At 52.2% G+C, this 26,487-nt stretch carries 23 protein-coding genes; 15 read left to right on the plus strand and 8 right to left on the minus strand.

The window, feature by feature from the left end:
* Positions 1-77 precede the first annotated feature (77 nt).
* Positions 78-2,444, plus strand: coding sequence for a HEAT repeat domain-containing protein (locus DHN43_RS25065; RefSeq protein ID WP_108820474.1), 2,367 nt, complete (start codon positions 78-80; stop codon positions 2,442-2,444).
* A gap of 128 nt (positions 2,445-2,572) precedes the next feature.
* Positions 2,573-3,538, plus strand: coding sequence for an aldo/keto reductase (locus DHN43_RS25070; protein ID WP_108820475.1), 966 nt, complete (start codon positions 2,573-2,575; stop codon positions 3,536-3,538).
* 6 nt (positions 3,539-3,544) lie between these two features.
* Here the strand turns inward: DHN43_RS25070 and DHN43_RS25075 are convergent, their stop codons facing one another.
* Positions 3,545-4,567: a LacI family DNA-binding transcriptional regulator gene (locus DHN43_RS25075; RefSeq protein WP_082597125.1), complete on the minus strand. Its 1,023-nt coding sequence runs from the start codon at positions 4,565-4,567 to the stop codon at positions 3,545-3,547.
* A 118-nt stretch (positions 4,568-4,685) separates the two neighbouring features.
* Positions 4,686-5,630 (minus strand): 2-hydroxyacid dehydrogenase, encoded by a 945-nt coding sequence (locus DHN43_RS25080; RefSeq protein WP_108820476.1) that lies wholly within the window; start codon positions 5,628-5,630, stop codon positions 4,686-4,688.
* Positions 5,631-6,180: 550 nt separating this feature from the next.
* On the opposite strand from DHN43_RS25080, the gene DHN43_RS25085 reads away from it, so the two are divergent.
* The gene (locus DHN43_RS25085) at positions 6,181-6,873 is read left to right on the plus strand and encodes a FadR/GntR family transcriptional regulator (RefSeq protein ID WP_108820477.1); all 693 of its coding nucleotides are present in this window, start codon (positions 6,181-6,183) and stop codon (positions 6,871-6,873) included.
* A 45-nt stretch (positions 6,874-6,918) separates the two neighbouring features.
* Here the strand turns inward: DHN43_RS25085 and DHN43_RS25090 are convergent, their stop codons facing one another.
* A complete protein-coding gene (locus DHN43_RS25090) occupies positions 6,919-7,854 on the minus strand; it encodes a sugar kinase (protein ID WP_108820478.1) in 936 nt (311 codons plus the stop codon).
* 403 nt (positions 7,855-8,257) lie between these two features.
* Here DHN43_RS25090 and DHN43_RS25095 point away from each other — a divergent pair, with 403 nt between their 5' ends.
* A complete protein-coding gene (locus DHN43_RS25095) occupies positions 8,258-9,301 on the plus strand; it encodes a DmpA family aminopeptidase (RefSeq protein WP_108820479.1) in 1,044 nt (347 codons plus the stop codon).
* Complete coding sequence (locus tag DHN43_RS25100; protein WP_108820480.1) at positions 9,294-10,247, plus strand: phosphotransferase enzyme family protein; 954 nt, start codon at positions 9,294-9,296, stop codon at positions 10,245-10,247. Before DHN43_RS25095 ends, DHN43_RS25100 begins: the two co-directional genes overlap by 8 nt.
* Positions 10,248-10,279: 32 nt before the next feature.
* Here the strand turns inward: DHN43_RS25100 and DHN43_RS25105 are convergent, their stop codons facing one another.
* The gene (locus DHN43_RS25105; protein ID WP_063290476.1) at positions 10,280-11,656 is read right to left on the minus strand and encodes a glutamate decarboxylase; all 1,377 of its coding nucleotides are present in this window, start codon (positions 11,654-11,656) and stop codon (positions 10,280-10,282) included.
* A 179-nt stretch (positions 11,657-11,835) separates the two neighbouring features.
* On the opposite strand from DHN43_RS25105, the gene DHN43_RS25110 reads away from it, so the two are divergent.
* Together DHN43_RS25110 and rpiB are read left to right on the plus strand one after the other, a co-directional pair.
* Entirely contained in the window at positions 11,836-12,945 is a 1,110-nt protein-coding gene (locus DHN43_RS25110; RefSeq protein ID WP_057465454.1) for an ATP-dependent DNA helicase, read from the plus strand.
* A 46-nt stretch (positions 12,946-12,991) separates the two neighbouring features.
* Positions 12,992-13,441, plus strand: coding sequence for a ribose 5-phosphate isomerase B (rpiB, locus tag DHN43_RS25115; protein ID WP_108820481.1), 450 nt, complete (start codon positions 12,992-12,994; stop codon positions 13,439-13,441).
* Between the two features lie 75 nt (positions 13,442-13,516).
* Here the strand turns inward: rpiB and DHN43_RS25120 are convergent, their stop codons facing one another.
* Positions 13,517-13,906 carry a hypothetical protein gene (locus DHN43_RS25120; RefSeq protein ID WP_063319785.1) on the minus strand — a complete coding sequence of 130 codons (390 nt, stop codon included), beginning with the start codon at positions 13,904-13,906 and terminating at the stop codon, positions 13,517-13,519.
* Positions 13,907-14,282: 376 nt separating this feature from the next.
* Here DHN43_RS25120 and DHN43_RS25125 point away from each other — a divergent pair, with 376 nt between their 5' ends.
* From DHN43_RS25125 to DHN43_RS25155, 7 genes are all read left to right on the plus strand, one after another.
* Positions 14,283-16,736 carry a Tex family protein gene (locus DHN43_RS25125; RefSeq protein ID WP_108820482.1) on the plus strand — a complete coding sequence of 818 codons (2,454 nt, stop codon included), beginning with the start codon at positions 14,283-14,285 and terminating at the stop codon, positions 16,734-16,736.
* A 295-nt stretch (positions 16,737-17,031) separates the two neighbouring features.
* Positions 17,032-17,913, plus strand: coding sequence for a hypothetical protein (locus DHN43_RS25130; protein WP_108820483.1), 882 nt, complete (start codon positions 17,032-17,034; stop codon positions 17,911-17,913).
* A complete protein-coding gene (locus DHN43_RS25135; protein ID WP_108820484.1) occupies positions 17,903-18,286 on the plus strand; it encodes a CesT family type III secretion system chaperone in 384 nt (127 codons plus the stop codon). The genes DHN43_RS25130 and DHN43_RS25135 overlap by 11 nt, the downstream gene beginning before the upstream one ends.
* A 164-nt stretch (positions 18,287-18,450) precedes the next feature.
* Complete coding sequence (locus DHN43_RS25140; RefSeq protein WP_208995622.1) at positions 18,451-19,770, plus strand: amidase; 1,320 nt, start codon at positions 18,451-18,453, stop codon at positions 19,768-19,770.
* A gap of 72 nt (positions 19,771-19,842) precedes the next feature.
* Positions 19,843-20,319 carry a YaiI/YqxD family protein gene (locus DHN43_RS25145; protein ID WP_057465450.1) on the plus strand — a complete coding sequence of 159 codons (477 nt, stop codon included), beginning with the start codon at positions 19,843-19,845 and terminating at the stop codon, positions 20,317-20,319.
* A gap of 122 nt (positions 20,320-20,441) precedes the next feature.
* Positions 20,442-21,509 (plus strand): hypothetical protein, encoded by a 1,068-nt coding sequence (locus DHN43_RS25150; protein WP_108820486.1) that lies wholly within the window; start codon positions 20,442-20,444, stop codon positions 21,507-21,509.
* 534 nt (positions 21,510-22,043) lie between these two features.
* Complete coding sequence (locus tag DHN43_RS25155) at positions 22,044-22,370, plus strand: hypothetical protein (protein WP_108820487.1); 327 nt, start codon at positions 22,044-22,046, stop codon at positions 22,368-22,370.
* 136 nt (positions 22,371-22,506) lie between these two features.
* Here the strand turns inward: DHN43_RS25155 and DHN43_RS25160 are convergent, their stop codons facing one another.
* Together DHN43_RS25160 and DHN43_RS25165 are read right to left on the minus strand one after the other, a co-directional pair.
* Positions 22,507-23,097: a GNAT family N-acetyltransferase gene (locus DHN43_RS25160; RefSeq protein ID WP_244306961.1), complete on the minus strand. Its 591-nt coding sequence runs from the start codon at positions 23,095-23,097 to the stop codon at positions 22,507-22,509.
* Positions 23,094-23,402 carry a type II toxin-antitoxin system TacA family antitoxin gene (locus DHN43_RS25165; RefSeq protein ID WP_063291482.1) on the minus strand — a complete coding sequence of 103 codons (309 nt, stop codon included), beginning with the start codon at positions 23,400-23,402 and terminating at the stop codon, positions 23,094-23,096. Before DHN43_RS25165 ends, DHN43_RS25160 begins: the two co-directional genes overlap by 4 nt.
* 583 nt (positions 23,403-23,985) lie before the next feature.
* Between DHN43_RS25165 and DHN43_RS25170 the strand changes: the two genes are divergently transcribed.
* Positions 23,986-24,405 carry a hypothetical protein gene (locus DHN43_RS25170; protein WP_159096985.1) on the plus strand — a complete coding sequence of 140 codons (420 nt, stop codon included), beginning with the start codon at positions 23,986-23,988 and terminating at the stop codon, positions 24,403-24,405.
* A 49-nt stretch (positions 24,406-24,454) separates the two neighbouring features.
* Here DHN43_RS25170 and DHN43_RS25175 read toward each other — a convergent pair whose 3' ends face one another.
* A complete protein-coding gene (locus DHN43_RS25175; RefSeq protein WP_063304489.1) occupies positions 24,455-26,299 on the minus strand; it encodes a DEAD/DEAH box helicase in 1,845 nt (614 codons plus the stop codon).
* Between the last annotated feature and the right edge of the window lie 188 nt (positions 26,300-26,487).

Below are 26,487 nucleotides of genomic sequence, written 5' to 3' on the forward strand. Positions count from 1 at the left end.
AAGTTTTTGTTTTGCGTATTCTTGCCCGAACACCGGAGTCCACTACTCGGGAATACGCTTGAGGAGAAAAGCCAATCATGACGGTTTCCATCAGGCATTTAGATCAGGATTTTGCAGTGGAGCAGACCGAAGCTACTGAAAAGCTCGTGAAAATCTTGTGTGAGTTGCTTGCAAACGGCGAAGAGCGCGAAAAGTGTTTGTCCGCTCAAATTCTTGGAAAATTTGGCACTTCGACTGCTCATGCTGCGCTTGCTGAAGCGCTGCGAGATGAAGATGAAGACGTCCGCAGTGATGCGGTTGAAGCTCTGATCAGCGCAGGCAAAGGCCTGGATGCTGATGTTCTGCTGTGGAGCTTGCAGAACGATCCAGTGTTGGAAGTGAAGCTTTCTGCCATTGACGGACTTACAATTGTTGGCGGGACAGTTGCGGAAGAATGGCTGACAAAGCTGGCTAAAGACCGTTGCGAAGATGATGTTGCTTGGGACGGTTATGGCGCTGAATGGGATGATTGGCTGGATGTGCAGCGCAAGTCCATTCTGGCGCTGGGCACGTTGAAATGTGAAGCATCTGCTGCTGCTTTGTTGGAAGCTGCCCGCGATCCATTTGGTCAGGAAGTTTGGCCGGAAGTGACCATGGCGCTTTCTGAGATGGGCGTTGCCGGGTTGCTTGAACTGGCCTCACTGGCGACGGATGCGTCTGCTCGTGTGCGTGAACATACGGCGCGTGCGCTCTCCTCTGCGAAGGATGAGCGGGTTGGTGAGATCCTGCGTGTGCTGTTTGCAGATGCTGATCCTGATGTGCGGGCTGCTGCGGCTGAAGTGCTGATGGCTCGTGGTGAGGAAGCGGATCTGGCTGTATTGCTGGCTGATAGTGAACCGCAAATGCGTCGTCTGGCACTGAAAGCATCTGGTAAACTCTCCTACTCAAAGCTTGAAAAGGTTGCTTTTGAGGATGAGGAAGAGACACTGCGCATTATGGCGCTTGGTCGGATAGCTTCTTCTGAAATCACCAAGCCGGATGCGCTGATTGAGCGGATCGAACGCTCTTTGCGTAGTGCGAGTGATGCTTTTGTTGCCGCGCTTGTGCCTGTCCTTGCGAAGGTTGAGAGTGAAGCTGCGACGGCTCTGTTGAGTGAGATTGCTGTCCACCGTCAGGAAGAAGCAGTGTTGAAAGCGTTTATCGTGCTTCACGGCGAGAAGCCGAGCGTTGATGGACTTGCTGTTTTGCAGGAGCAGGTGACAAGTGCAGAACAGGAAATCCGTCTTGTTGCCCTGAACTCTCTGGCCAAGCTGGCTGAAGGTGAGGGCGATTTTGCGGACAATGCTGCTGTACAATTGGTTTGGGCGGTTTCTGGCAAGCTGATGCCTGAAGCGCATGATCAGGATATTCTCGACGGCGCAAAAGAAAAAGATCCGTCTGATCTGGGTAGCAATGGCAAGGGTGACGGCAAGCAGCCGCGCATTCAGATTGATCGTGAAGGCAATGTGATTGAGCCTCAGGCGCCAAATGAAGTGGTAGCTCAGGAAGAGGTTGTTGCCGAAGAGCCTTCTGCTGAAGAGCTGGTTGCGAAGGTCACTGCCGGTGCTGATCCAGTGGTTGCTGAAGACGTGCCAGAGGGCGCTATCGAGAGCGTGGAAGACCTGCCTGACAATGTTGTTGCCTTCCCGGGCTCAACACTCGGTGCGATCCTGAACACTGAAGACGAGATTGAGAAGCTGGCTGAAGAGCCTGTCGATCTTGGCAAGAAAGATATGCACTTCCTCGAGCTTGCGAATGAGCTGATTGAGAAGAAGCGCGTTGTGCCAGGTCGTCCGGATGATCCTGCTTTGGATATTCGCTTGCTGGCGTTGCGCATTTGTGGTGATGCGAAGCGGCCTGAACTGATTGATGCGCTGGTGTCTGCTTTGTCTGATCGCCAGATGCAGGTTCGGTTCGCGGCTAGTCAGAGCCTCGTTCATCTGGTTGAGAATGGGCTTGAGCTTTCTGAGGAAGCCATCGAGCGTATCCTTGCTTTGCCACCAGAGAATGATGTGGCTGTGCGTGCAATGCGTGTTGAGCTTCTTGGCACCTCCTCAAATCCAGAAGCTGAGAAGGTTGTGACGGCAGCGCTGAAGGACAAAACCGACGCTGTTTCTGCCTCAGCGCTGAAAGTTTTGGCCGGAAAACCTGATGCTAACATTGATGTGTGTAGCTATCTCAAAAGCCCTCGCCGTCGCCTGCGTGTGACTGCGCTGGAGCTTGTGAGTGCAAACTCAGATACTAGTAATCTGGATGAGATTTTCGAAGCTGCGCAGATGGAAAATGGCGTTCTTATTCCCGGAGCCGCAACGTGTTTGCGTTGCTATGCTCAGGAGAGTGTTCTTGGTGCTATGGAGCAGTGGCTGGATGGGGATCTTTCCCGCAAGCTGGCGGCTCTTGAAGTGCTGAACAAATACGTGGCTTGAGGTTTCTGCTCTCAAATGAGGCGAAACCAAATCTCGTGATGGGCGTCGGTATTTATCTGGTGCTGAATACGTTGTAAGGAAACCTGCTGGCGTTTGCTGGCAGGTTTTCTTTTTTTGGAGGGGGCATCATGCGATCCAAGACACTTTCTACCGGTTACAAGATGCCAATGCTGGGCCTTGGTACGGTGAACTTTGGAGAGGGTAAGACCTATCCTGCACTTCGTGCGGCGTTGACTGCTGGGTATCGCCACATCGATTGTGCGATGATGTACGACAATGAAGCTGAGATTGGGCAGGCGATTGCTGATGCCATGAAGGAAGAGGGCATCAAGCGCAGCGAACTCTTCATCACCTCCAAGCTATGGAACAGCTTTCATAAGCCTGAAGATGTGAGAGGCGCGCTGGAAAAGACGCTTGCGGACCTTCGGCTGGACTACCTTGATCTTTACCTCATGCACTGGCCTGTGGCGCTGAAGACGGGCGTGAAGAAGCCTACCAGCTCGGAAGACTATTATTCGCTTGAAGATGTGCCGCTGATGGATACATGGCGGGCGCTGGAAGAGTGCTTTGATGATGGTCTAGCGAACACGATCGGTGTTTCCAACTTCAGCACGCAAAAGCTGGAAGATTTGATTATGGAAGCGCGGGTTGTTCCGGCTGTTAATCAGGTGGAGTTGCATCCTTTCCTTCAGCAGAATGATCTTCGCTCTTACTGCCTGCACAACAACATTGCGCTGACTGCATACTCTCCGCTTGGACGTGGTGTTCCAGCGGATCTGACGGATGCGCAAAAGCAGGATGTTGTTCTTGCTCACCCTGTTATTGAAGAGATTGCCGGGAAGCATGGCGCGACGACATCTCAGGTGGTGCTTAAATGGGCGATCCAGAACGGTGTTATCGTTGTGCCAAAGTCAGGTAATCCTGAACGTCTGGCACAAAATCTGGCAGCGCTCGAGTGCGATCTTGATGAGCATGATATGTCCCGCATTGCGCATCTGGACAAGAACCATCGCTTTATTCCAGGCGATGAGTACTTCTTGTCCGGTAGCCCGTACACCTGGGAAAGCCTTTGGGACGAGCCGCGCCCTGAGTAAGGGGTCTTAGACCTTAAAACTGGAGGAGTCGCGTACCAATAAATGCGGCTCTACCCGTTCTGTGGTGGTTGGTGTCGGTTCTCCATCAAGGCGTTTGATGAGTAAGTTGGCGACGTCCTTGCCGATGGTGCGCGGATAGCTTTCAACCGAAGTCAGTGCTGGGGTCCAGGCTTCACCTTCCGGCAGGTTGTCGAAGCCGACGACGGCCAGGTCTTCGCCTATATTGCGGCCTGCTTTCTTGAGTTCTGCAGCCGCACCCACTGAGACAAGATCATTATGGCAGAGCAGGGCGGTGAACTCAGCCTTGTTTGAGACGAGTTGCTGCGCTTTTATGCGTCCGCATTCACGATCAAAGCCGCATACTTCAACATGGATGTCAGATTCAGGAATGCCCGCTGCTTTTAAGGCGTCGTAGAAGCCGCGTTTGCGTTCTCGGCCCGGCATGGTTTCCTGCAGGCCTGCAATCATTGCGAATTTGCGATGGCCTTGCTCAAGCAGATGCTTCGTGGCCAGCTGGGCAGCCTGATAATTGTTGGAGCCAATGTAGTCCATCGCCAGACCTTCAATTTCCCGGCAGAAGGTGACCACGGGAATTCTGCGCGTGTTGGCGATCTCGAAGTCGCTTCTTTTCGTGCCTGCGCTCGGGCTGATTGCTATGCCTGCGACGCCGTGGCCGATGACTTCTTCAAGCATGGTTTGCTGACGCTTGGTGTCTTCGCCGACATTGGCGATAACGGGCAGGTAGCCGTGTTCTGAGAGAGCAGCTTCCAGTGACGTGCAGAACTCAGCGTAAAATGGAATTGAAATATCCGGCACGAGAACGCCGACCAGTCGCGAACGGCCTGACCGGAGTTTGGCGGCGTTGTAATCTCTGACAAACCCCAGCTCTTGCATAGCTTTCTTTACGCGAGCTTTGGTTTCATCGGTCATTCGACCTGTGTCATTTATGGTATTCGAGACAGTCGCAACGGATACTCCCGCTGCTTTCGCAATATCGGACACAGTAACTTTGGATTTTCTTAAAGGCATGAATTTGCTTTATTTATAAAGTAAGTTGAATTATCAGGCGACAATAACACTTGAATCGTGTGCGTGTGAGCTATATTTTTGTTTTTTCTATGTAAATGTTATTTGGGTTACGTATAGGTTAGAGAATTAGCCGGTTAAATACTTCTCCATTTTTCCTGTAAGATGAAATATTTTCAATCACTTGGCGTCCCATTTCTCGTCTGGTTTCGAGTGTAGCACTCGCGAGGTGAGGGGTCAGGGTTGTGTAGGGGGACGCGATCAGCTCATTGGGAACATTAGGCTCATCAGGAAATACATCCAAGGCTGCGGCCCCGAGTGTTCTGTTCTCAAGTGCAGTGATCAAATGTTGAGTGTTTACTAATGAACCGCGGGCGATATTGATCAAAAGTCCGCTTGGGCCCAGAGCTTCTAATATATTAATATCTATAATATTTTTTGTGTCCGGGCTGCCAGATGCAGCAATGACAAGCACGTCGGATTCGCTTGCCAGTTCCAACGGAGAGGACCGGCATTGTTTATCTTGTTTCGGGTCTGCGTTGCGATCACAGTACAAAATTTGCATGCCAAATGTGCCGCCTAAAATTTTGGCGGCTTTTCTGCCAATGCGTCCATATCCAAAGATGCCGAGTGTTTTACCTCGCAGGCTGTAGCCGATACCTAATTTGCCATTGAGCCAGTCCCCATTGCGGATAAAGCGGTCTCCCTCTGCAATTCGGCGAGAGGATGCCAGTGCAAGGGCCACGACGTGGTCGGCCACGGCTTCGGTTAAGGCGTCTGGCGTGGTTGTGATGATGATGTTTCGATCGCGGGCCTGTTTCAGGTCAACTTTATCGTAACCTGCGCCATAGACTGCAATGAGCTCAAGGTTGGGCATTTCTGCCATCAGCTCACTGGAGAGGCCAACATCGCCCTTGGTTGCGACGATGCGGATGTTCGGCAAGGTCCGAGCTCTCAGCTCTTCGTCTTGTTGAAGTTCCCAATAGCGAGTAAGCGGGGCGCATTTTTCCAGCTCCTCGTTGATTTCATTGGGCGCATAAGGGCTTAGTTGAAGAACATCGATCATAAGACAGTCATCTGAAGATTACTTGAGCATCAAAGTCAAGAATGCATCAAGTTGCAGACGTTCGCCAGTGGGGAGTGTCGACTGCCCCACAGATGCCTGCGTTTCAACGTGTCAGGAAACCCGCCGGACTCATGTGAATGTGAAAATCAGATAGAGAATGCCTACCAGAATACTCGTTACAGCGACGGTGCCACAGAAGTCAGTTGCCGCACACCGAACAGTCTTAAAAGGAAGTCGACGCATAATAACACCCCCAACCTTGGAGAGACCCCACAATCCCTCTCAGATATATTAGAAAGATGCGCTGTAAATAAGTAGACTACATAATGTCGCAGTCTGGTTAGAGAACATGGTTGTTCGCTTATATGGTGACCTCTAGAATTCTTATATCTAACTGATTTTGTTATTTATTTCATTTGGTTTGAGAGGCTTTGCGTTAAGGGGGGCGGTTTAGGGTGGCAAGCTTGTTAGCTTAGGGCAGCTGTTGTAAATTAATAAACTTCCAAGGCTGCAAACAGCTTAAAAAACAAGAATAATTGGAGTGTGAGTGGTGGCCCGTCCAGCAAACCTCTCGAATGCGGTTTACGACAGGATGAAAGATGCTGTCGACTCCGGAGAATTTCCGGAAGGTCTTAAGCTTCCGACAGAAAATGCGCTGTGCGAGCGGTATGGCGTCTCACGTCCTGTCGTACGCGGTGCGATGGAGCGCCTGCGTAAAGAGGGCTACATCAAGACTGTGCGTGGCTCTGGCAGCTTTGTCATCAAGGAGCACGTCACTCCAACGCCTTTTGCGCCCACACTCGGAGAATTTGCGATTTCCGGCATTGGTGATGTTATTCAATGCCAGGAAACCCGAATGGCCTTTGAAGGCGAGATGGCGGCGTTGGCTGCTGAGCGCTGGACAGATGAAGAGATGGCAGAGTTGGATGCTGCGTTGGCGCAGATCCACAGCGATGGTCTGGACTCTGTCGGCACCATTGATGGTGACATGCGTTTTCATTCTGCGGTGGTGAAAGCTGCCAAAAATGAATATGCAGCGGCTGTTTATGAAGTCATGAAGCCGCAAATCCTTGTTGGTATGAACATGAGCAAGGGGCTGTACCCGTTGCTGCCTGAGTTCGCACGCCGGCACGGGATCGAAGAGCATAAGGCTATTCTGGACGCGATCAGAGCGCGTGATGTTGAAGGTGCACGCCGTGAGATGCGAAACCACATCGGCTTCTTTGGGGATCAATTTAAATAGAAAAGGCTCGCCCCATTTGTTGCGAGCCCTCTCATAATCAATAAATCAGATGCTGCGAGCCTGCATGAAAGCTTCGACCTGATCGCGTGTCGGGATTGGTGCGACTGCGCCATAGCCTTGCGTTGTGAGTGCTGCGGCTGCGTTGGCGTATTTGAGACTGTCTTCCAGCGACTTGCCAGCCACCACATTGGTGAAGAAAGAGCCGGAGAAGCAGTCACCAGCACCAGTGGCATCAACTGCTTCTACCGGATTGCCTGCAACGCGTTTTCTCTCAAAGGCTGTTGCGTACATTGCGCCCTCTTTGCCCAACTTGAGAATGACGTTCTTTGATCCCAGATTGAGGTAGAAGTCGCAGATTTTGTCCGGATCGGAGAGGCCGGTCAGTACTTCAGCTTCATCGACGCTTGGCATGATGAAGTCAACGAGGCGTGCGGTTTCGTGAATGATGCCGCGAGCGCGGTTCAAATCCCAGAGTTTCAGGCGCAGGTTGGTGTCAAAGGAGGTGAGTGTGTCACCTTCTTTGGCGATCTCGATGCCTTTGAAAACACTGTCGCATGAGCTGGTGGAAATGGCCTGCGTGATGGCAGTGACATGGAAGAGTACGGCCGCACGAATGGCATCAGCCGGCAGCTGGTCTGGTGTGATCTGCGAGGCTGCAGAGCCTTTGCGGGCGAAACTGAAATGATGGCCTTGCTCGTCGTGGGAGATGAAATAGATGCCTGTCGGAGCAATCGGATTGCGTTCGACAAGGTGCGTTTTAACGCCCTCCTTCTCCCATAGACCAATGAACTTGTTGCCGAAGACATCATCGCCCAGATGGGTCAGGATGGCGACGTTTGCACCCTGACGTGCTGCACAGCATGCGAAGTTGGAGGCATCGCCCCCGAAGCCTGACAGGTAATCCGGTCCTTCTCCGCTATACTCTTTAACCTGATTGAATTCGAACAATGGCTCCCCAAAGCTGATGATTTCTGCGGTCATTTTGTCCTCATTGTTCAAAGTGTATCAGGCAGCATGCGTCACTATTGGCCAGTCCTTTCAGTTTCCTGCGAGCGGAGCGATTGCTATGATGCAGGAAAGATTCTGACGCTGGGAGTTTTGTGGCAGCTAATTGGTAGACCATTTTCCGATATTTCAGGGTATTTTGCAATTAGCTGCTTACACTTATTTTCTTTGATTTTATTGAAATTCTTGATGAACTAAATATGGAAAATCATTCAAGTCATAAAAGGAAAGGGCATCGGTGGTGAAATTGGTCAGCCAATTGCGAGTGAGCGCTTTCCTGATTTTGGCTGGGAAGGCGGCTGGTAGCGTTGTTTGCTGATTAACTATGAAATAGGACTGGTAACACTTGAATGCTCTACGATTTGTGCCAGAGGTTGGAATGTTTCAGAAAATCAATATTGGGTCTTTGCCAAAGGGGCAGCGGAATACAATTTGTGATGTTCCGGGTGTCAAAGTCGGACATGTGACGCTGACCGATGGAGATTGTCAGACTGGCGTGACCGCGATTACCACGCATGGTGAGAATGCATTTAACCTGAGAACGCGCGCGGCTTCTCATGTGTTTAACGGGTTTGGCAAGAGTGTTGGGCTGGTACAGGTTGAAGAGCTGGGAGAGCTGGAGACGCCGATCCTATTGACGAACACGCTAAGCGTTGGTGCGGTGAGCGAAGGTCTGATCCAGCATACCCTGGCAGAAACGCCGGATATTGACTTCGTGATGGGCACGATCAATCCAGTGGTGTTTGAATGTAATGATGCTTTCCTGAACAAGATCAGTGCGTTGTATGTCCGCCCACAGCATGCTCTGGACGCGATTAAAGCGGTTTCTGGCGAGTTTGAGCAAGGTGCGGTTGGTGCGGGGCGTGGGATGTCCTGTTACGGCCTAAAGGGGGGCATCGGAAGTGCTTCTCGTCAGGTGAAGCTTGGTAACAAAGAGTACCATGTGGGCGCGCTTGTGCTTTCCAATATGGGCCGGATGCCGGACTTTACGTTGGCGGGCCAGCATTTAGGGCCACAGATTGAAGAAAAGCTGGCACGTGATGAGAGCGGACCTGAAAAAGGGTCTATCATCATGATCATCGGAACGGACTTGCCGCTCAGCGAACGCCAGTTGAAGCGGGTTGCCAAGAGAACTTCTGTAGGACTTGCACGAACTGGTTCATTTCTTGGTCATGGAAGTGGCGATATAGCTTTAGCATTCACAACTGCGGATCCAGTGGACACAAAGAGCAGAAAACGCACGCATTCGGTGGAACAAGTGGATGAGCGGCGAATTGACAGGGTGTTTAGAGCGACTGCAGAAGTTACAGAGGAAGCTATCGTCAATTCAATGTTGAATGCAGAACGAGTAACGGGCCGTGATGGCAATACGCGCTATGCATTGGGAGATTTTGGCGAGTTAATGGGGGAAGCAAATGAATAAGCAGGAAATCAAGCTCCTTGATGAAGCTTTTGCCTTGCCGGAAAATACCAGGTGGTCCTCATTTGGAGAGGGCCATGCCAATGAAACCTGGTTGGGAGAAATAGACGGGGAGGAGCCTGTTGTTCTTCGTCGTCACAATCCAAACAGAACTGAAGAGCAGATCCTTTCAGAGTTCAAATGTCTGGATCTGCTGCAGGATTTGATCGGATATGAAGTTCCGAAGGCGCTTTATGGCGTTAATCAGGAGCGTTTGACCGAGGTTGAGGGTGCTTACTACTCTGTCTTTGAGTTGATCGAAGGTGAGACACCGCCACTGGATAAGATTGAGACCTGTAGCCAGAGTGGTCAGGCCTTGGCAAATCTGCACATCAAGCTTTGGGAGGAGCGAGATGCGTTTCGATTTGCGGAACAAGAACGTCCGGGTGTTAGCAAAGAGACGTTGAAGTCAGGAGCTGCCTTGTTGGCAGCGCTTTCTGAGTTGGAAGCTTCCAAGAACATCGATGCCAAGTATCTGAGCTCTGCTTATTGGGCAGATGTGGAGACGGCGCTTGATGAAGCGCTGGGTAAACTTGGAAGCCTGAATGAGACAAAACACCTGATTCATGGTGATTTTGGACCGCCCAACACGCTCATCAGCGAGAATTCTGGCGAGTTGGTCGGTGTGCTTGACTGGGATGAATGCCGCTGGGACTTGCCGGTCTATGATGTTGCTGGCGTTTATCCATTCCTGTGCGAGATCGATAAATCTCTCGGTGAGGCGTTTGTTGATGCTTATTTCGCAGGATTAAAAGGCTCATCTCACCCGCTTGCAACGCGCGAAAGCGAAATACGAGCTCTCATGGCAGCTGTACAATATGTGGCTACCTACAAAGAGTTTGAGTTGATGGTTGAGAACCATCTGGATGAACCAGAGTATCTGGCGCAGCTGCTTGAGCAGCTGGCCTGATCTTTAGACGGCTTCTCTCACGGTAGTATGCTCTACCCGTGAGAGAAGCTTGGTCCTGCCTCTGACCATTTGATGTTGTTTTTATCCAGATAGTTCAGAGCCTTACGGATATCGAGAAAGAGTTGGTCTACTGCGTCATGAGAGACGCCGTGGCGTACCATGATGCGCTGGACGACCGTATCGTGCATGTCTGCCGGCAGTGGGTAGGAAGCGATTTGCCATCCGCTCATGCGCACCCGTTCTGAAAGGTCGTAGAGCGAGTAGTGGGCCTTTTCCGGGTGTTTGAGGCGATAGCACACACAGGGCAGGGCGCCATTGCCATCATACAGAATGTCGAGCTCCGGTAGCCCCGCCAGTTTTTCGGCGAGATATTGAGCGTTCTCAGCGCAGGCTGACTGGATGTCTCTGTAGCCTACCCAGCCTAGTCTCATGAAATTGTAATACTGGATGACGATCTGACCGCCGGGGCGCGAGAAGTTCAGTGCGAAGGTGGGCATGTTGCCGCCCAGATAATCGACGTTGAACACCAGATCAGACGGTAGCTCTTTCTTATCGCGCCAGATCACCCAGCCAACACCAAGCGGTGCGAGACCGAACTTGTGGCCGGAGGCGTTGATGGACTTTACGCGATCGAGGCGGAAATCCCACAGCAGCTCCGGATGCAGGAAGGGAGCAACGAACCCGCCGGATGCGGCGTCTACGTGAACCGGAATGTCCAGACCTGTCTGAGCCTGGATCTTGTCCAGCTCCTCGCAAACTTCCCTCACGGGTTCATAAACACCGGTGAAGGTGACGCCGAGGGTCGGAACGACACAGATTGTGTTTTCGTCCACGTAGTCTTTCAGCTGCTCAGGCCTCATGTGAAGTGAACCTTCACTGAGGGGGATCTGGCGGAGCTCTACATCGAAGTACTTGGCAAATTTGTGCCAGCAGACCTGAACCGGACCACAAACCATATTGGGTTTGTCGTAGGGTTTGCCCTCTTTCTTGCGGCGATCTCTCCATGCCCATTTGAGGGCGAGGCCGCCCAGCATTGCGGCTTCAGAGGAGCCTGTGGTTGAGCAACCTATCGTTTCTTCAGCTTCCGGGGAATTCCAGAGGCTGGCGATGATATGAACACAGCGGGCTTCAATCTCTGCCGTTTGCGGATACTCATCCTTATCGATCATGTTCTTGTCGATGCAATCGGCCATGAGTTTGTGGACTTCGTCTTCTACCCATGTTGTGCAGAAAGTGGCGAGGTTTTGCCGTGCGTTGCCGTCCAGATAGAGCTCGTCGCGGACAAGGTTGTAGGCCTCTTCCGGGCTCATTCCGGTTTCTGGAATGTGCTCTTTGGCAAGTCCTTCAACTGCGCGAGCCGTGGCGTAAATGTCTGGACTTTCGCTGGCACTTGTCTTCCACAATGGCATGAGGTTGCTCCGAAAATGGTTTGCTGATGCAACCCTAGCGTCAGTGCCTGAAGGCCGCGTAAGTTTCACAGGTTCAATTTGGAGTGTCCTGTTGACCTTTTTAAGAAAACGAGGGCGTTTCAGGTCAGCTTCGTTTATTACTCATTCTGGTTTGAGAAAGTTATTACAGGTGGTCTGGAATGGATTGGTCTCCGCAACAAGATGATGCACTTACTGAAGTGGCGCGCTGGTCCCGTTCGCACGGGCCGCAGGTGTTTCGCTTGTTCGGGTATGCCGGTACCGGCAAGACCACTCTGGCTCGCCATCTGGCTGAAGGGCTGGATGGAGAGGTGGCCTTTGGCGCCTTCACCGGTAAGGCCGCGCATGTGCTGCGCCAAAAGGGCTGTGCAGATGCTTCGACCATCCATTCGTTGATCTACCGTCCAAAGGGCACCAAGAAGGATGATGAGGACGAGGATGAGAGCCCTCAGTTCGCCATCAACCGGGACAGCCCTGCCGCGAAAGTGGACCTGATCATCATTGATGAGTGCTCCATGGTGGATGAGGAACTCGGGCGCGATCTGCTTTCCTTTGGCAAAAAGGTGCTGGTGCTGGGTGATCCTGCGCAGTTGCCGCCGGTGCGAGGTGGTGGGTATTTCACCGAGACCGAGCCGGATATCATGCTCACCGAGGTTCATCGTCAGGCGAAAGACAACCCGATTGTGCGCATGTCCATGGATATTCGCGATGGGCAAGAGCTGGACTTTGGCCAATATGGCGACAGTTCTGTGATTTCCCGTCGGGACATCGACAAAGAACGGATCCTCGCCTCTGATCAGGTTCTGGTGGGGACCAACAAGACGCGCAGGCTTTATAACGGCCGGATTCGGGACCTGAAGGGTATCACGACACAGATGCCGTCCGTTGGTGACAAACTGGTGTGCCTGCGCAATGACAAGACTAAAGGCTTGCTGAATGGTGGCCTCTGGGAAGTCTCCCGCCTGCGTCCGCCACGCGGTAACACGCTGCGCTTTGACGTTACATCAGAGGATGACATCTCCAAGAAGGCGATCAGGGTGAAGGTGCTGCCTGCGATGTTCGAGGAAGGCAGTGAACAACTCCCTTACGCCATCCGCCGCCGTGCCGACGAGTTTGACTACGGCTACGCCCTGACCGTGCACAAATCGCAGGGTTCTCAGTGGGATGATGTGGTGTTGTTTGATGAGAGCTGGGCGTTTCGTGAGCACAAAACCCGTTGGCTTTATACGGCTGTGACCCGTGCAGCGCAGAAGATTACGGTGGTGCGGTAACCACCCTTTGCCGTCAAAGTGCCTTGCTAAACGGGAAAGCTATTTCATGATGACCAACAAATGCATCGTTCTTTCAAGCGACCACTCAGGCATTCCGCTTCGGCAAGTTGTGGCGGCTCATATCGCTGCGAAGGGATGGGAGGTTGTCGACATCGGACCGACAACGCCTGAAAGCACACCCTATCCAAAGCATGGTGAAGCGGCTGCACAACTTGTTGCTTCTGGTGATTGCAGGTTTGGGATTGTGTTGTGCGGCACCGGCCAAGGGATCATGATGGCGGCGAATAAGGTTAAAGGTATCCGTTGCGGGGTTTGTAGCGACACATTCTCTGCTCGTACGATCCGCGTGCACAACAATGCCAACATGCTTTCTATGGGTGTCCGCGTGATTGGCGAAGGAGTTGCACTCGATATCGTGGATGCATTCCTTTCCGCTCAGTTTGAGGGTGGGCGACATGCGATGCGAGTGGAGATGATTGAAGCGTTGGAAGTTTAGCGTCTGTCTGGTGAGACAGATGCTAAGTTTTAGTAAGCTTGTGCGCGGGCGTGCCCGCGCTTGGTTTCTATTGGATTACTTGACAGTAATTTTGTAGGAGTTAGAGCCGCGACCGCCTCGGGTGCGCCCTGATGTCATGATGCTATAGCTTATACGTGCTTCGTCCGGACCTCGGTATCCTTTCTCAGGCTGATAATAAATGTACATAACATTTATGTTCTTGCCTTTGCAGATGGTGTTGTCCCGGTTAATTGGTCCAGTGGATGGTCTCAAGATAAGTTTGCCGTGTTTAGGCTCTTTGTTGATTTTTACTCTTGGCATGGCTTCTGCAGAACAGGTTGAGCGGTCGTAGAAACCGACACCATCCACATAACCACCTTTGTTGGCTGGTACTTCGCGTTTATAGGTGTCTGCGAATGACGATGTCGCGACCAAACACGCCGCAGCTGCAATTAATAGTTTCATTAGTAATGCCCCCTGTATTTCAGCTTTTGCGAGTATACTACATAATTCAGCTAGTTGAGGGTCATTCTTGCCATGGAAATTTGCATTTAAAAGAAATTTTTTCATCATATTCATATGAGTGAAAACAAAAATGATGGGTTGCAATAAGAAGGCAGGTATTCGCTTTCAGAAGTCGGAGTGGCTCAAAATCAAGATCATATGCAAAAGTTTACAGGGCAATTGAATGTCTAGATCATTGGATGATGCAGACTTAATGTGTTCAAGTGCTTCTGGTCTTCATTATCTTTCCCTGTTCATATTCGTCTCTCGTACCTAGTTTTGCCTGCATTGGGGACCTAGGGTGGGCATCTGTTTTTAATAAGCCTGCGAGATTTGAATGTCTGATCTGACGTCTGTTGCTTCTTCCTCTCCTGCCAAAGCGGGTAAGCTTTCTGCTGATATTGCTTTGCGGATTTCTCAGCGTATTTCGGGTGAAATTGGCTGTGCGCCGGGGCAGGTGAATTCTGCGGTGCAGTTGTTGGATGAAGGGTCTACGGTGCCGTTTATTGCGCGTTACCGTAAAGAGGCGACAGGTGGATTGGATGATACGCAGCTGCGTACGTTGGAAGAGCGCCTGATTTATATGCGTGAGATGGAAGATCGCCGCAAAGCGATTGTGAAATCCATCGAAGAGCAGGGCAAGCTCACCGACGAGCTGGCAAAGCAGATTGCTGGTGCAGACAACAAAGCCACTCTGGAAGACCTTTACCTCCCTTACAAAAAGAAGCGCCGCACCAAAGCGCAGATCGCCCGTGAGGCTGGCATTGAGCCGCTGGCAGATCTGCTGCTGAGCGACCCGAACAAGACCCCTGAGAGCGAAGCAGGCAGCTTTGTTGATGCGGAGAAGGGCTTTGCGGACACCAAGGCGGTGCTGGATGGGGCGCGTCAGATCCTGATGGAGCGCTTTTCTGAGAACGCTCAGCTGGTTGGCAAGCTGCGTAACTATGTGGCGCGTCAGGGTGCTGTGAAGGCAGAAGTTGTTGCAGGCAAAGAACAGGAAGGCGCGAAGTTTTCTGACTACTTTGGTTATTCTGAGAATTGGAAGAGTATTCCGAGCCACCGGGCACTGGCGCTTTTGCGTGGTCGCAATGAGGGCATTCTGGCGCTGGACCTGAACGTGGATGAGGATGATGTTTCCGCTGTTAAGCCCGTGGAGCAGATGATTGCTGATGCGGCGGGAATTGTGAACAACGGCCGCTCTGCTGATAAGTGGCTTTCTGATGTGTGTCGCTGGACGTGGAAGGTGAAGATTGGCCTTCATGTTGAGCTGGACCTGATGAGCGAGCTGCGCGACAAGGCAGAAGAAGAAGCGATCAAGGTTTTTGCCCGTAACCTGAAGGACTTGTTGTTGGCTGCGCCCGCTGGGCCGCGTGCGACGCTGGGGCTTGATCCGGGTATTCGGACTGGCGTGAAAGTTGCTGTTGTTGATGCGACTGGCAAGCTGATTGATACCGCGACGATCTACCCGTTCCAGCCACGCAATGACATTCAAGGGTCACTTGCTACCTTACGGGCATTGGTTGCCAAGCATGGCGTGAGCCTGATTGCGATTGGTAACGGGACTGCCAGCCGCGAGACGGATCGTTTGGCGGCAGACTTGTTGAAGGATATTCCGGCAGAACATCGTCCAACCAAGGTGATGGTGAACGAGGCAGGGGCTTCGGTTTATTCCGCCTCTGCTTTGGCTGCGAAAGAGATGCCGGATGTGGATGTGTCTTTGCGCGGAGCGGCTTCTATTGGTCGTCGTTTGCAGGACCCACTTGCGGAACTGGTGAAGATTGAGCCGAAGTCCATTGGTGTCGGGCAGTATCAGCATGATGTGAACCAGACCAAGCTGGCCCGCTCGCTGGATGGTGTGGTTGAGGATGCGGTGAACGCGGTTGGGGTTGACCTCAACACGGCATCTGCTCCGCTGCTGGCGCATATCTCCGGCCTGACAGAGGGCCTTGCGAAGGCGGTGGTTGAGTATCGTGATACGGTTGGCACCTTTAAAAACCGCAGGCAGCTGTTGAAGGTTGCGCGGCTTGGGCCGAAGGCGTTTGAGCAGTGTGCGGGCTTCCTGCGGATTGCGGGCGGTGAGAACCCGCTGGATGCGTCCTCTGTTCACCCGGAAGCGTATCCACTTGCGCAGAAGATTATCAAAGCATGTGGTCGCGATATTCGTGAGATCATGGGCTCCAACCTGCTGAGCAATCTGGACCCAAAAGAGTTTACGGACGAGAAGTTTGGTCTGCCGACTGTAAAGGACATTTTTGCAGAGCTGGAAAAGCCGGGGCGTGATCCACGTCCTGAGTTTAAGACCGCCTCCTTCCAGGACGGTGTTGAGACCATGCAGGATCTCAAGCCGGGTATGATGCTGGAAGGGACGGTGACCAACGTGACCAACTTTGGTGCCTTTGTTGATATCGGCGTGCATCAGGACGGGTTGGTGCATGTGTCTCAGCTGGCGGACCGGTTTGTGGATGATCCGCATACGGTTGTGAAGGCGGGCGATATTGTGAAGGTGCGTGTTGTAGAGGTGGACGTTGCCCGCAAACGCATCGGCCTGACCATGCGCAAGGACAGTGCAGATGCTCGTGAGAATGCGCGGGAACGACAGGCCGACCGGGGTGGTAACCGTAACCAGGGTGGAGGTCGTCCGGGCGGCGGTAATCGTCCAAATGGCGGCAACCGTGGTGGCGGACCTCGCGGGGGTGATCGTGGTGGCAACAAGCCAGCTGATACGAGCGGCGGTAGCAACAATGCCATGGCAGCGGCTCTGGCAGCGGCGTTTAACAAGCCTAAACGGTAAGTCTGCTTCCAATCAGTTTTGCAGGGAGTCTGCTGGTTCTGCTGGCGGGCTCTTTTTTTGTTAGGAGTTCTGTATTTTAAATAATTTTTATTTTTATGCCTGATCGATCAAAGGTGTAGAATTGGCAAAGCTTTTTAAAATCATGATGTTGTAGTATTTATATTTTTCCTCCTGGTGTTTCTTCAAGTTAATGTAATCGATCCCTGTGCTGAATCTCACAGCTAGAATTTCTCTCATTGTTACTGTCGATCTTGAGATATTTTTTCTATCTTGGGTTGTGTAACAGGAGAATTTAGTGCCGTCCTTTGCTTCGCTTGTTCATTGTCTTCGTTCTAATACTACTGAGGCGCCTGATGCTGTTAACTTCACAACTGTAAAGAAAGCGCAGAAGTATCTAGGGGATTTTCAGGGGAAGGAGGTTCGCGTTTCCGCGCAGACCTTTGAGGACCTGAAGGTTGCACAAAAAGTCATTTGGCAGACCAAGCAGTTGCTTCCATTTGGTGCAGGTAATTTGACGCCGGAGGTGTTTGCTTCGCGTGGTGAGAGTTATCTGCGTGCCAATTATGGGCTGGCGAAAGCCCCGCAGCATGGTGGGTTGGCTGAAAGCTCAGTCCGTGTGCAGGCCGGCAACTGTTCCGGGCATGCCGAGGTTAGTTACAAGCTTCTGGCGGCATCAGAAACAGACCGCCCAGTGGCTCGTGTTTCCTCTTCCATGGTTGATCATGCGTTTTGCATGATTGGTGATCCCAGAGACCCTACGCAAGAGGCTGTTGTTGTTGATGCATGGCCGACATTTCCGGGGGCCTTTCGTCTTGAGGACGGGAAACAGAGTATCATGGGTGAAGCGCCAACCGTGGTGTCATGGACACGTGCCGGGCCAAAGCCTGCTCTATCTCTGGATATTGAGGGGCTAAAGCCTGTGCCCTTTGAGGAAATTCAGGGCTTCTTTAAGTCGCTGGACGTTCCCAGTGCGCCGGGTAAGAAGCTTGAGCGTTTTATTGTTGAGCAGAATTCCAGGTCTCAATTTATGTTTTCAAGCCTCAGTACCACGGAAAATCCTGCGACTACCTACGTGACGGATTGGACTTCAGAGACTGTTCAAGCGGATGAGATTCCCGCGAAATACTTCCATGAGAAGTTTGAGGGGCTGAAAGCTGGGAAAAAGCATGGCTTCTAACAATGTGAACTTCCATCACCTGATGAAAGACCTCATGAGGCAGTACCTGATCAACGAGTATGATGAGAATGAGGTCTATCAGGTGGATATTGATGGTGCGTGCAGCATGTACTTTGTGGGCAATGAGCCAGACTATATTAAGCTGCTGGTGCGGGTTGAGCGTGAGGCCATTCATGAGGGGCTGAGTGAAAGCAGCCTGCTGATGCTGAACCTGCCTGACCTTTCGGGCCATCCGATTATTGTCGGGCAGGGGGATGATGACTCTGTGGTGCTGTGGTCTCGTATTGCGCTGAGTGGATTGTCTTTGCCAGATTTGCTGGAGAGCGTTGAGGCGCTTGGTTCTGCTGCTTCATCCCTCACTGCCCAGAACTAAAGCAGTTCGCATTTTTGGGCGATACACTGTAGTTTTGCTGCGCTTCGCAGTGGCAGATTAATAGACTGGTATCTCTTTTGTTTGGAGATGATTGAACTGACGGGGAAAACAGGCGACAACCATCAAAGTGCGATAAATATGCATGCGTGATGAGTGGAGATAACTTGTCGACAGATCCTCGTATACATTTCAGAGCGGTAGATGTAGCGCGCCGATATATTGATCGGGCAATGGACCTGCCTGATGGATGTGTAGAGCGTGTGTTTCTGGAGTTTGATGCCGAGAGAATTATGCGCGCTGCTGAAGCTGCGGATCAGCGGCAGAAAGAAGCGCATGACTCGTTGCCTTTGCATGGCGTGGCTGTTTCTCTCAAAGACCTGTTTGATGAAACTGGCATTGTCACCAGTGCCGGCTCGCCGTTCCTGCGCAAGCGGGCTCCGGCTTGTGAAGATGCTAAGGTGGTTTCTGCCCTGAAAGCTGCAGGAGCGTTTACCTGTGGCCGTACCAATATGAGTGAGTTGGGTTTTACGGGGCTTGGACTCAATCCCTGTTTTGGATCCCCTGCAAATGTGATTGATCCTGCACGCATTCCCGGAGGTTCATCCTCGGGGGCTGTTGCAAGTGTGGGGCTGGGGCTGTGTGATGCGGCTCTGGGAACGGATACTGGCGGGTCTGTGCGAATTCCGGCAGCGCTTAATGGGCTTTACGGGTTTAAGCCGACGCGGGCGGCGATTTCGACCAAGGGTCTTTTCTCTGTTTGTCCATCCTTTGATACGGTCGGCTTTATTGCGCGATCAATACATATGTGCACCCGTTTGCATGCTGTGCTTTCGGGGCAATGTCTTGCTCCGCGCAGGATAAAGAGCCTTGATGGATTGCATGTGGGGCTTGTTGCTTCGCCGTTGGCTGAGGGGCTGGATACGCAAGTGAGTGCTGATTTTGATCGCTCGATGCAGGCGATCCGGGATGCGGGTGCTATCATCGCGCCGGTTTCAGAGCCTGTCTTGTGTCATAGCGCGACGTTTCTTGGGACGATCTGCAGTTACGAGACCACTGCTTTGGTTGGCGGGTATCTGGAAGGTCTCAAAGAGACTGGTGATCCTTATGTGGTGCAGCGGATCCTCAAGTCGACTGAGGTGACGAGCAAAGAGATGGAAGAGGCGCGCTCGAAGCGGGTGGAAGCTATCCGTGCTTTTAAAGAGATGGCGGGCAAGTTTGATATTCTGATTGCGCCGACGGTGCCGATTGTTGCACCGCTGCTTGAGGATGTTGGCAGTAATCCGGAGAAATTTGGCAGTCAGCTTTCGCAGAACACGCGTGCTGTGAACTGGGTTGACGGGTGTGCTGCGACCATTCCCATGAACCCGCATGGCATGCCAGGGACGGGTTTGATGTTGATTGAACGGGCTGGACGTGACTGGCATGTGCTTGAAATGGCAAGTTTGATTGACAAAGTGATCGCTCCTGCGCGACTAAAGGGCTGATTTGAGCGTGTTCCTCTCCGAAAACCGGAACCACTTTTCGGGAATACGCTGCGATGCAGGAGAAGAGCTGCTGTGACCAGCGCTAAAAAGATACTTATTTATATTGATGCGGATGCATGCCCCGTCAAAGACGAGATTTACAAGGTTGCTGACCGGTATCGTCTGAAGGTGTTTGTTGTTGCCAACAGTTTCATCAACACGCCGCGCGACATGGACGTGGAACGGGTGATCGTACCTGATGGGCCTGATGTTGCGGATGACTGGATTGCTGAGCGGGCCGTTCCGGGTGATATTGTTGTGACGCAGGATATTCCGCTGGCTGACCGTGTGGTGAAGGCTGGTGCGCTTGCGCTTTCCCCCAAAGGAAAAGTGTTTGATGAAGCTTCCATTGGTATGGCGCTGGCAACACGTAACCTGATGGAAGATCTGCGTAGCTTTGGGGAGCAGACAGGTGGTCCGCGCCCGTTCTCACCGAAAGACCGTTCTCAGTTTTTGCAAAAGATCGATCAGATTATTCAGCAGCTGAAGCGTCAGGGGTTTTCGGTATAGCGGGGTGCTGTTTGCCATTAAGCTCTGTGAAAACTGGCGATGATGGGCTGTAGGCCTCTTTGTCGACAAAGTTGAGCGCTTTTCTGGGGCTCTACTCTCGATAGACGTCAGGTCGTTTCCCTATGCCAGTTATCAGCGTGCGCAAATCAGTTGCCTTAGGCTTTGTTGCGCTTTTTTCTTTTTCGTCTCCATCTGCATTCGCCAAGTGGAAGAACCCTGCAGATCGGTATGCAGAGGCTTACAAAGAGTATCTGGGGGCTGCTTGCCCCATTGCTCCAGATAGCATCAAACACTTTGTTTATTTTGCCAGAGACCGCGAAGCGATTGAGGAGCATCCGTTTTTGGAGAGCTCCCGATTTGTGGGTGCGCAGATCATGTATCCGTGGCGTGCGCTTGAAACTTCCGAGGGGACCTATGATTTCTCTCTGATTGAAGCGGATCTGGCGTATCTGGGCTCCAAAGGCAAGAGGCTGTTCGTCCAGCTTCAGGATGCTTCGTTTAATCCAGACTATGTCCCTGTTCCTGACTACATTCTTTCTGATGAATATTCAGGCGGTGCTGTTTATCAGTTTGACGATAACAACGAGCCGGAAGGTTGGGTCGCTAAGCGGTGGAACAGCAAGGTGCAGGAGCGGTTTGCCAAGCTTCTTCAGGCGCTGGGGCAAGCCTTTGACGGGCGGATTGAGGGGATCAATCTGCAAGAGTCTGCCATTGGGGTGTCTGCTGAGGATGATGAGCAGTTCAGTCCGGCCAGATATTCTGAAGCGCTGAAGGGCAACATGTCCGCGATGAAGGCGGCGTTTCCGACATCGGTTACTATGCAGTATGCGAACTTTATGCCGGGTGAGTGGCTTCCCTTCGAAGATGAGGGCTATCTGAACTCAATCTATGAATATGGCGAGAGCATTGGTGTTGGTTTGGGCGCGCCGGATCTTATGGTCAAGCGGCGTGGTCAGCTGAACCATACCATCGCGATGATGCATGAGCGGGCGTACTCCGCGCCTCTCGGAATTGCTATTCAGGATGGCAACTATACGGGACGAACGGGCACAACTGAAGTGATTGAAAATGATCAGAATATCGTGCCGCTACTTCATGCTTTTGCGCAGGATTTTATGAAGGTGGACTATATGTTCTGGGTCAACCAGGAGCCATATTTTGAGAGCGATGTTCTGAGCTGTTTTGAGTAGTGGCTCGACGTAGAGTTCGTGTGCTGGATGCCTCCCGTCGTCATGCCGGACGAGCGGAGCGAAGATCCGGTATCTAGTGCTTTGAGTGCTGGTGTTGGTGGGTGTGGCTCTGGATCCCGCATCAAGTGCGGGAAGACGAAGGAGGGGAGGCGATTGATGTCTTGCCTTCGATGCTACTACCGTGATGCCAGACAGAGGGAGCTTTGGCTGAGCGTATCCTTGGGGCAACAGGTGCGGGGTTGTTGCAACTTTTCGTTGACAGGTGGGCGGTTCCATTCCACATTCATATGTGAGGCGTAGAAACCTCCTTTCCACGCGGTAGCCGCACCCGTAACTGGCGGATTTTTTGTGCCTTTTTTCTGAAGGCGCGAACCCTTTGCTATGAGCGGGAGGGCGGTGAATACAATACCCTCTTCGGAGGGGAATAAACCCGCCTGCCGTGGTCAGGTTTCTACCCTCCCGCTCGCCAGTGGGCCGTAGAAAGCCCAGTGTCGTGCGGTTCATTCAACAGCCAACCACGTGAGGGCTTTGATTATGGACGACACTGCATGCGCCTGTGGCGCCACAAATACTCTTCAGAATGAATTTGATGACGTGAACGTTGCTGTTTCTGATCTTCAAAACCTTGCTTTTTTGCAGCATATGGTGCTGAGCGAGCGGATGAAGAACAGTTGTGAACGTGACGTTTTATTCACTTTGCACTACGCTTTATGTAACCGCCTAGAGGCACTTGATAAGACCTGCGGAATTTTAACTGATGCGTTGTCTGGCACGTCCTTCCCTAAAGGATTTTCCGGTCACGCGACACGCAGCGTCGCCTCTCCACCACCGGTCGAAACCAATATTGTGTCTCTTGATTAGATCACTGTGAACGGCACTCCAAGGGCTGCCTCAACTACCCTTGCACAGCCCTTCATGAGTGTCCTGCTGGTCTGCGGCCGGGCGAAGTGTGCCCGCAGGCCAGCATCTTCGAGTGGCTGTTTTCCAGTGATACGCTTTAGCCACCAAGTTCTTGGCGGAGGATATCTGCAGTTTTCATGGGCATGAACATGCGCAGGGGGTTAGATGGGAGGCTTTGAAACTGAAGCCTCTCATAGATTGCTTTTCTGCTGGCAACCTTCTCCGGGTTTCCGCAGTCGAGTACATCAAGCATGATTACAGCAGCAGCATAGCCAGATTGCGATGCGCGAGAAGCACGGCATAAGGCATCGATCAGAAGGTCTTCTCCAATCTTTTGCCCCCGGTAGCGGATGTCTCTGCCGATCATCGAGATATACACGGCAGGAATTGAACCATGACGCGGCGCTGCCCGTTTGTATTTACCCGGAAGGTCCTGATAATGAACTGCATGGGCATTCATGGCATAGAAACCTGCTGTGTCTCCATTGGAGCTGGCCATCACGTATATTGACGTGTTGCCTGCATTCCTGAGTTTGTTGGCTGTCTTTTTAAAATAGTTGTCGACCTGTTCAACGCCGCAAGAAAAGTTCGCTCTGTCATGCTTCTCAGGATCGAAAGCTTCAATAAAAAACTGCGTTTCAGCCCCATCTGCAGACGACGACTTTTCCTGAACGCTTACGTCCGTCAACGGCTGGTCACTCGTGTCTTGTAGCGTTTTGCTGCGGTGACGAGTGCTTCATTTGGATCTGGTGGTGTTTCCAGAGCAGCAGTGAAGGCAGCATGATCGACGGCTTCGAGGCGGGTGTGCTCATGCGCTTCAATCACGCGTTCTGCTTCTCGCAAGGCGGCGCTCATCGTAAAGGTGGAGTCGTCCACGCCCGACAATGCTGCAGCATGCTGTATAGCCGCCTTGATGGGGGCCTTGGTGCGGAAGTTCATCCGCTCCGTGTTGCGGCCTTTGATCTCTTCGGTTTCATCGTTGAATCCAAGCATCGCGTGCCTCCTTTGGCCTGTGTCGCCTTTGTGCTTTTGTACGTCACATGTGCGTACGAATCAAGAAAGGCGCACTTTATGGCTGGAGGCTGTGGTTGAGCAAAAACTTATTCCCCTTGCTGTTTCTAGATTTATCTTAGTTTTGTGCCCACGCAATCGGGCAGGAGTGGACCGTCCATTCCGCGGCGTGGGCGGGGTTGGGCTGCCGGCATGAGGTAACGTATCTTGTCGGGAGGTCCGGTGAAGCGCCATACCCTTTTGAGGCCACAGTGGTATAGGGAGTTTGGGGTCGTTCCGGAGGGCGTCCGGTGGTGGCAGGAAACTGCCAATGGTACAGAGATGTGCCGGTGACACGGGAATGTGTCATTGACACGGGGACGTGTCATTCACGTCTGTCCGAGAGGGAGCCCGCGTGTTCATGATAAAAGGCCCGGGCGAGGCGAGTAGCTGATGCCGAAGAAACTAATTTAACAAGTAGCGCAGGCAACGCCTGCTCGCCTTGCTCCACCCGTTTCACGGGGACCAAAGCTTCACCACTGCATGGATGGCCATGTGGTGCTATTGGTGTTTGTAGAGTGAGAAAGTGGCAAAAGTCTTGTTGATGGATGTGACGGGGCTAAACAGCTATGCGAATAGAATACGAAGAGAAAGCAATCGACATTGTGCAGATCAAATCTTGGGAGTTGCTGTTCCATTGTTAATGCATAATGGTGTGCAATGTACATTACAGAAGGGTGTCATAATGTTGGACTTAGATGATGATGCATTGGCAATGGTTGCTAATGTGCTTGGTGCTGACATCGAAGATATTGAAGAAGCAAGCCAATATATCAGAATTGACGAAAATCTGAGTAACGACGATTTGTTGTATGGATATTTTATCCAGCTTTCGGAGGACTGTCCTTCGACACTCAGGATGAAGATCCCAGCATTTAAAGATGATCTTATTGTGAGTACGGGGCCAGATTTATTTCCGGACGAACATGAAGATGACTTTGCATAAAAGAAAACGGGCCTGAAAAGGCCCGTTTTCAAATCTTGGAATGTGAGGCTTATTCGCCGCCGCGGTTATCGCGGAAGCTTTTGCCGCCACCTGGCTTGCCTTCGCCACGACCACGGCCTTCACCACCACGGCCACGACCTTCGCCACCACGGTAGCCACCGCCACCGCCGCCTTCACGACGACCACGACCACGGCCTTCACCGCCGCGTCCGCCTTCACCACGGTAACCGCCGCCACCACCGCCACCGCGGTTGTTGCGATTGCCACCTGGGCGACCACTGCTGCTGCGCTCTGGATTGCCTTCGATACGGGTGATGGTGATTGATTTTTCACCAGTGCCGTTTTCTTTGACAGTTTCCAGGAACTTGTCAGCAAGTTTTGCGTCGAGTTCGAAACGGGCGTCTGCATCAAAGATGCGGATGGAGCCGATGTCTTTTTTGGTGATGTGACCTGCGCGGCAGATCATTGGCAGCAACCAACGCGGTTCAGCGTTGTGTTTGCGACCGACGTTGAGGCGGAACCAAACACCGTTGTCGAAGTCTTTGCGTGGCTTGCGCTCACGCTCACTATCGAAATTGGTGCTTGTTGCCAGCAGTTCTTCTGGTGCAGGCAGACCCTGATGGATCTGGCGCATGTAAGCAGCTGCGATTTGCTCAGCGGTGAACTTCTCAAGAAGTTCCTTCACCATTGGCAGATCTTCTTCGCTCGGTGCTTCCTGCAGATCGGAGGATGCAAGGATGCGCTCACGGTCTTTGTTGCGAATTTCATCGGCTGTTGGCGCTGGAGCCCATTCCGCTTTCACTTTTGCAAAGCCGAGAAGGCGTGTTGCAGTGCGACGGCGGGTGTGTGGGACAACCAGAGTACAAACGCCCTTACGGCCTGCACGACCAGTACGGCCAGAACGGTGCAACAGGGTGTCTGCGTTGTTTGGCAGGTCTGCGTGGATCACGAGATCCAGGTTTGGCAAGTCAATGCCGCGTGCAGCAACATCGGTTGCCACACAAACGCGGGCCCGGCCATTACGCATAGCGCCAAGAGCGTGGTTACGCTCAGCCTGGCTCAGCTCACCGGAGAGAGCAACAACTGCGAAGCCACGGTTGCCGAGGCGTGCAGACAGGTGCTTCACCATTTCGCGGGTGCCGCAGAAGATGATGGTGTTCTGAGCTTCGTAGAAACGCAGGACGTTGATGATCGCGTTTTCACGGTCGTTTGGTGCGACCTGCATTGCGCGATATTCAATATCAGCGTGCTGTTCGCGGTTGCTTACTGTTGAAATGCGCTGTGCATCACGCTGGAAGCGTTTTGCGAGGCTTTCAATCTGCTGCGGAACAGTTGCGGAGAACAGAAGAGTGCGGCGTTCTTGTGGTGCAGCGCCAAGAATGAATTCGAGGTCTTCACGGAAGCCAAGGTCCAGCATTTCATCTGCTTCGTCCAGTACAACTGTGCGAAGTGAGGAAGTATCAAAGGAACCACGTTCAATATGGTCACGCAGGCGGCCTGGGGTGCCGACTACGATGTGTGCGCCTGCAGAAAGATTGCGGCGTTCACGGCGCATATCCATACCACCAACACATGTGGTGATACGAGCACCGGCTTCGCCGTAGAGCCATTCCAGTTCTTTAGAAACCTGGATAGCCAGCTCACGGGTTGGCGCAACACACAATGCAAGAGGTTCGTTCGCACGGCCCATACGCTCTTCATCACCCAGCAGTTCCGGCGCAATAGCGATGCCGAATGCAACTGTTTTACCAGAGCCTGTCTGAGCAGAAACCAAAAGGTCTTTGCCTTTCAGTTTTTCATCAAGAACGGCTGTCTGGACCGGGGTTAGAGACGTGTATTCGCGCTTTTCTAGTGCGGTAGAAAGCGCTGGGGCAACCCCTTCAGGTATCGTCATTTAGTATTTCTTTCGAGGAGGGTCATTATCTATAAAGCAAGAGCTTTGTTGCCCTACCCATCGCTTCCGCTCACTCATGAAACCATAACGGAGGACCATGAGGCGGCAAATGGCAAGCGAGCTCTTTTCTTCGTGGGCCTTGTAGTCTGACTTCGTGAAAAGGTCAATGAGATATAAAAAATAGATAT

Source organism: Pseudovibrio sp. Alg231-02 (assembly GCF_900143565.1).
GTDB lineage: Bacteria > Pseudomonadota > Alphaproteobacteria > Rhizobiales > Stappiaceae > Pseudovibrio.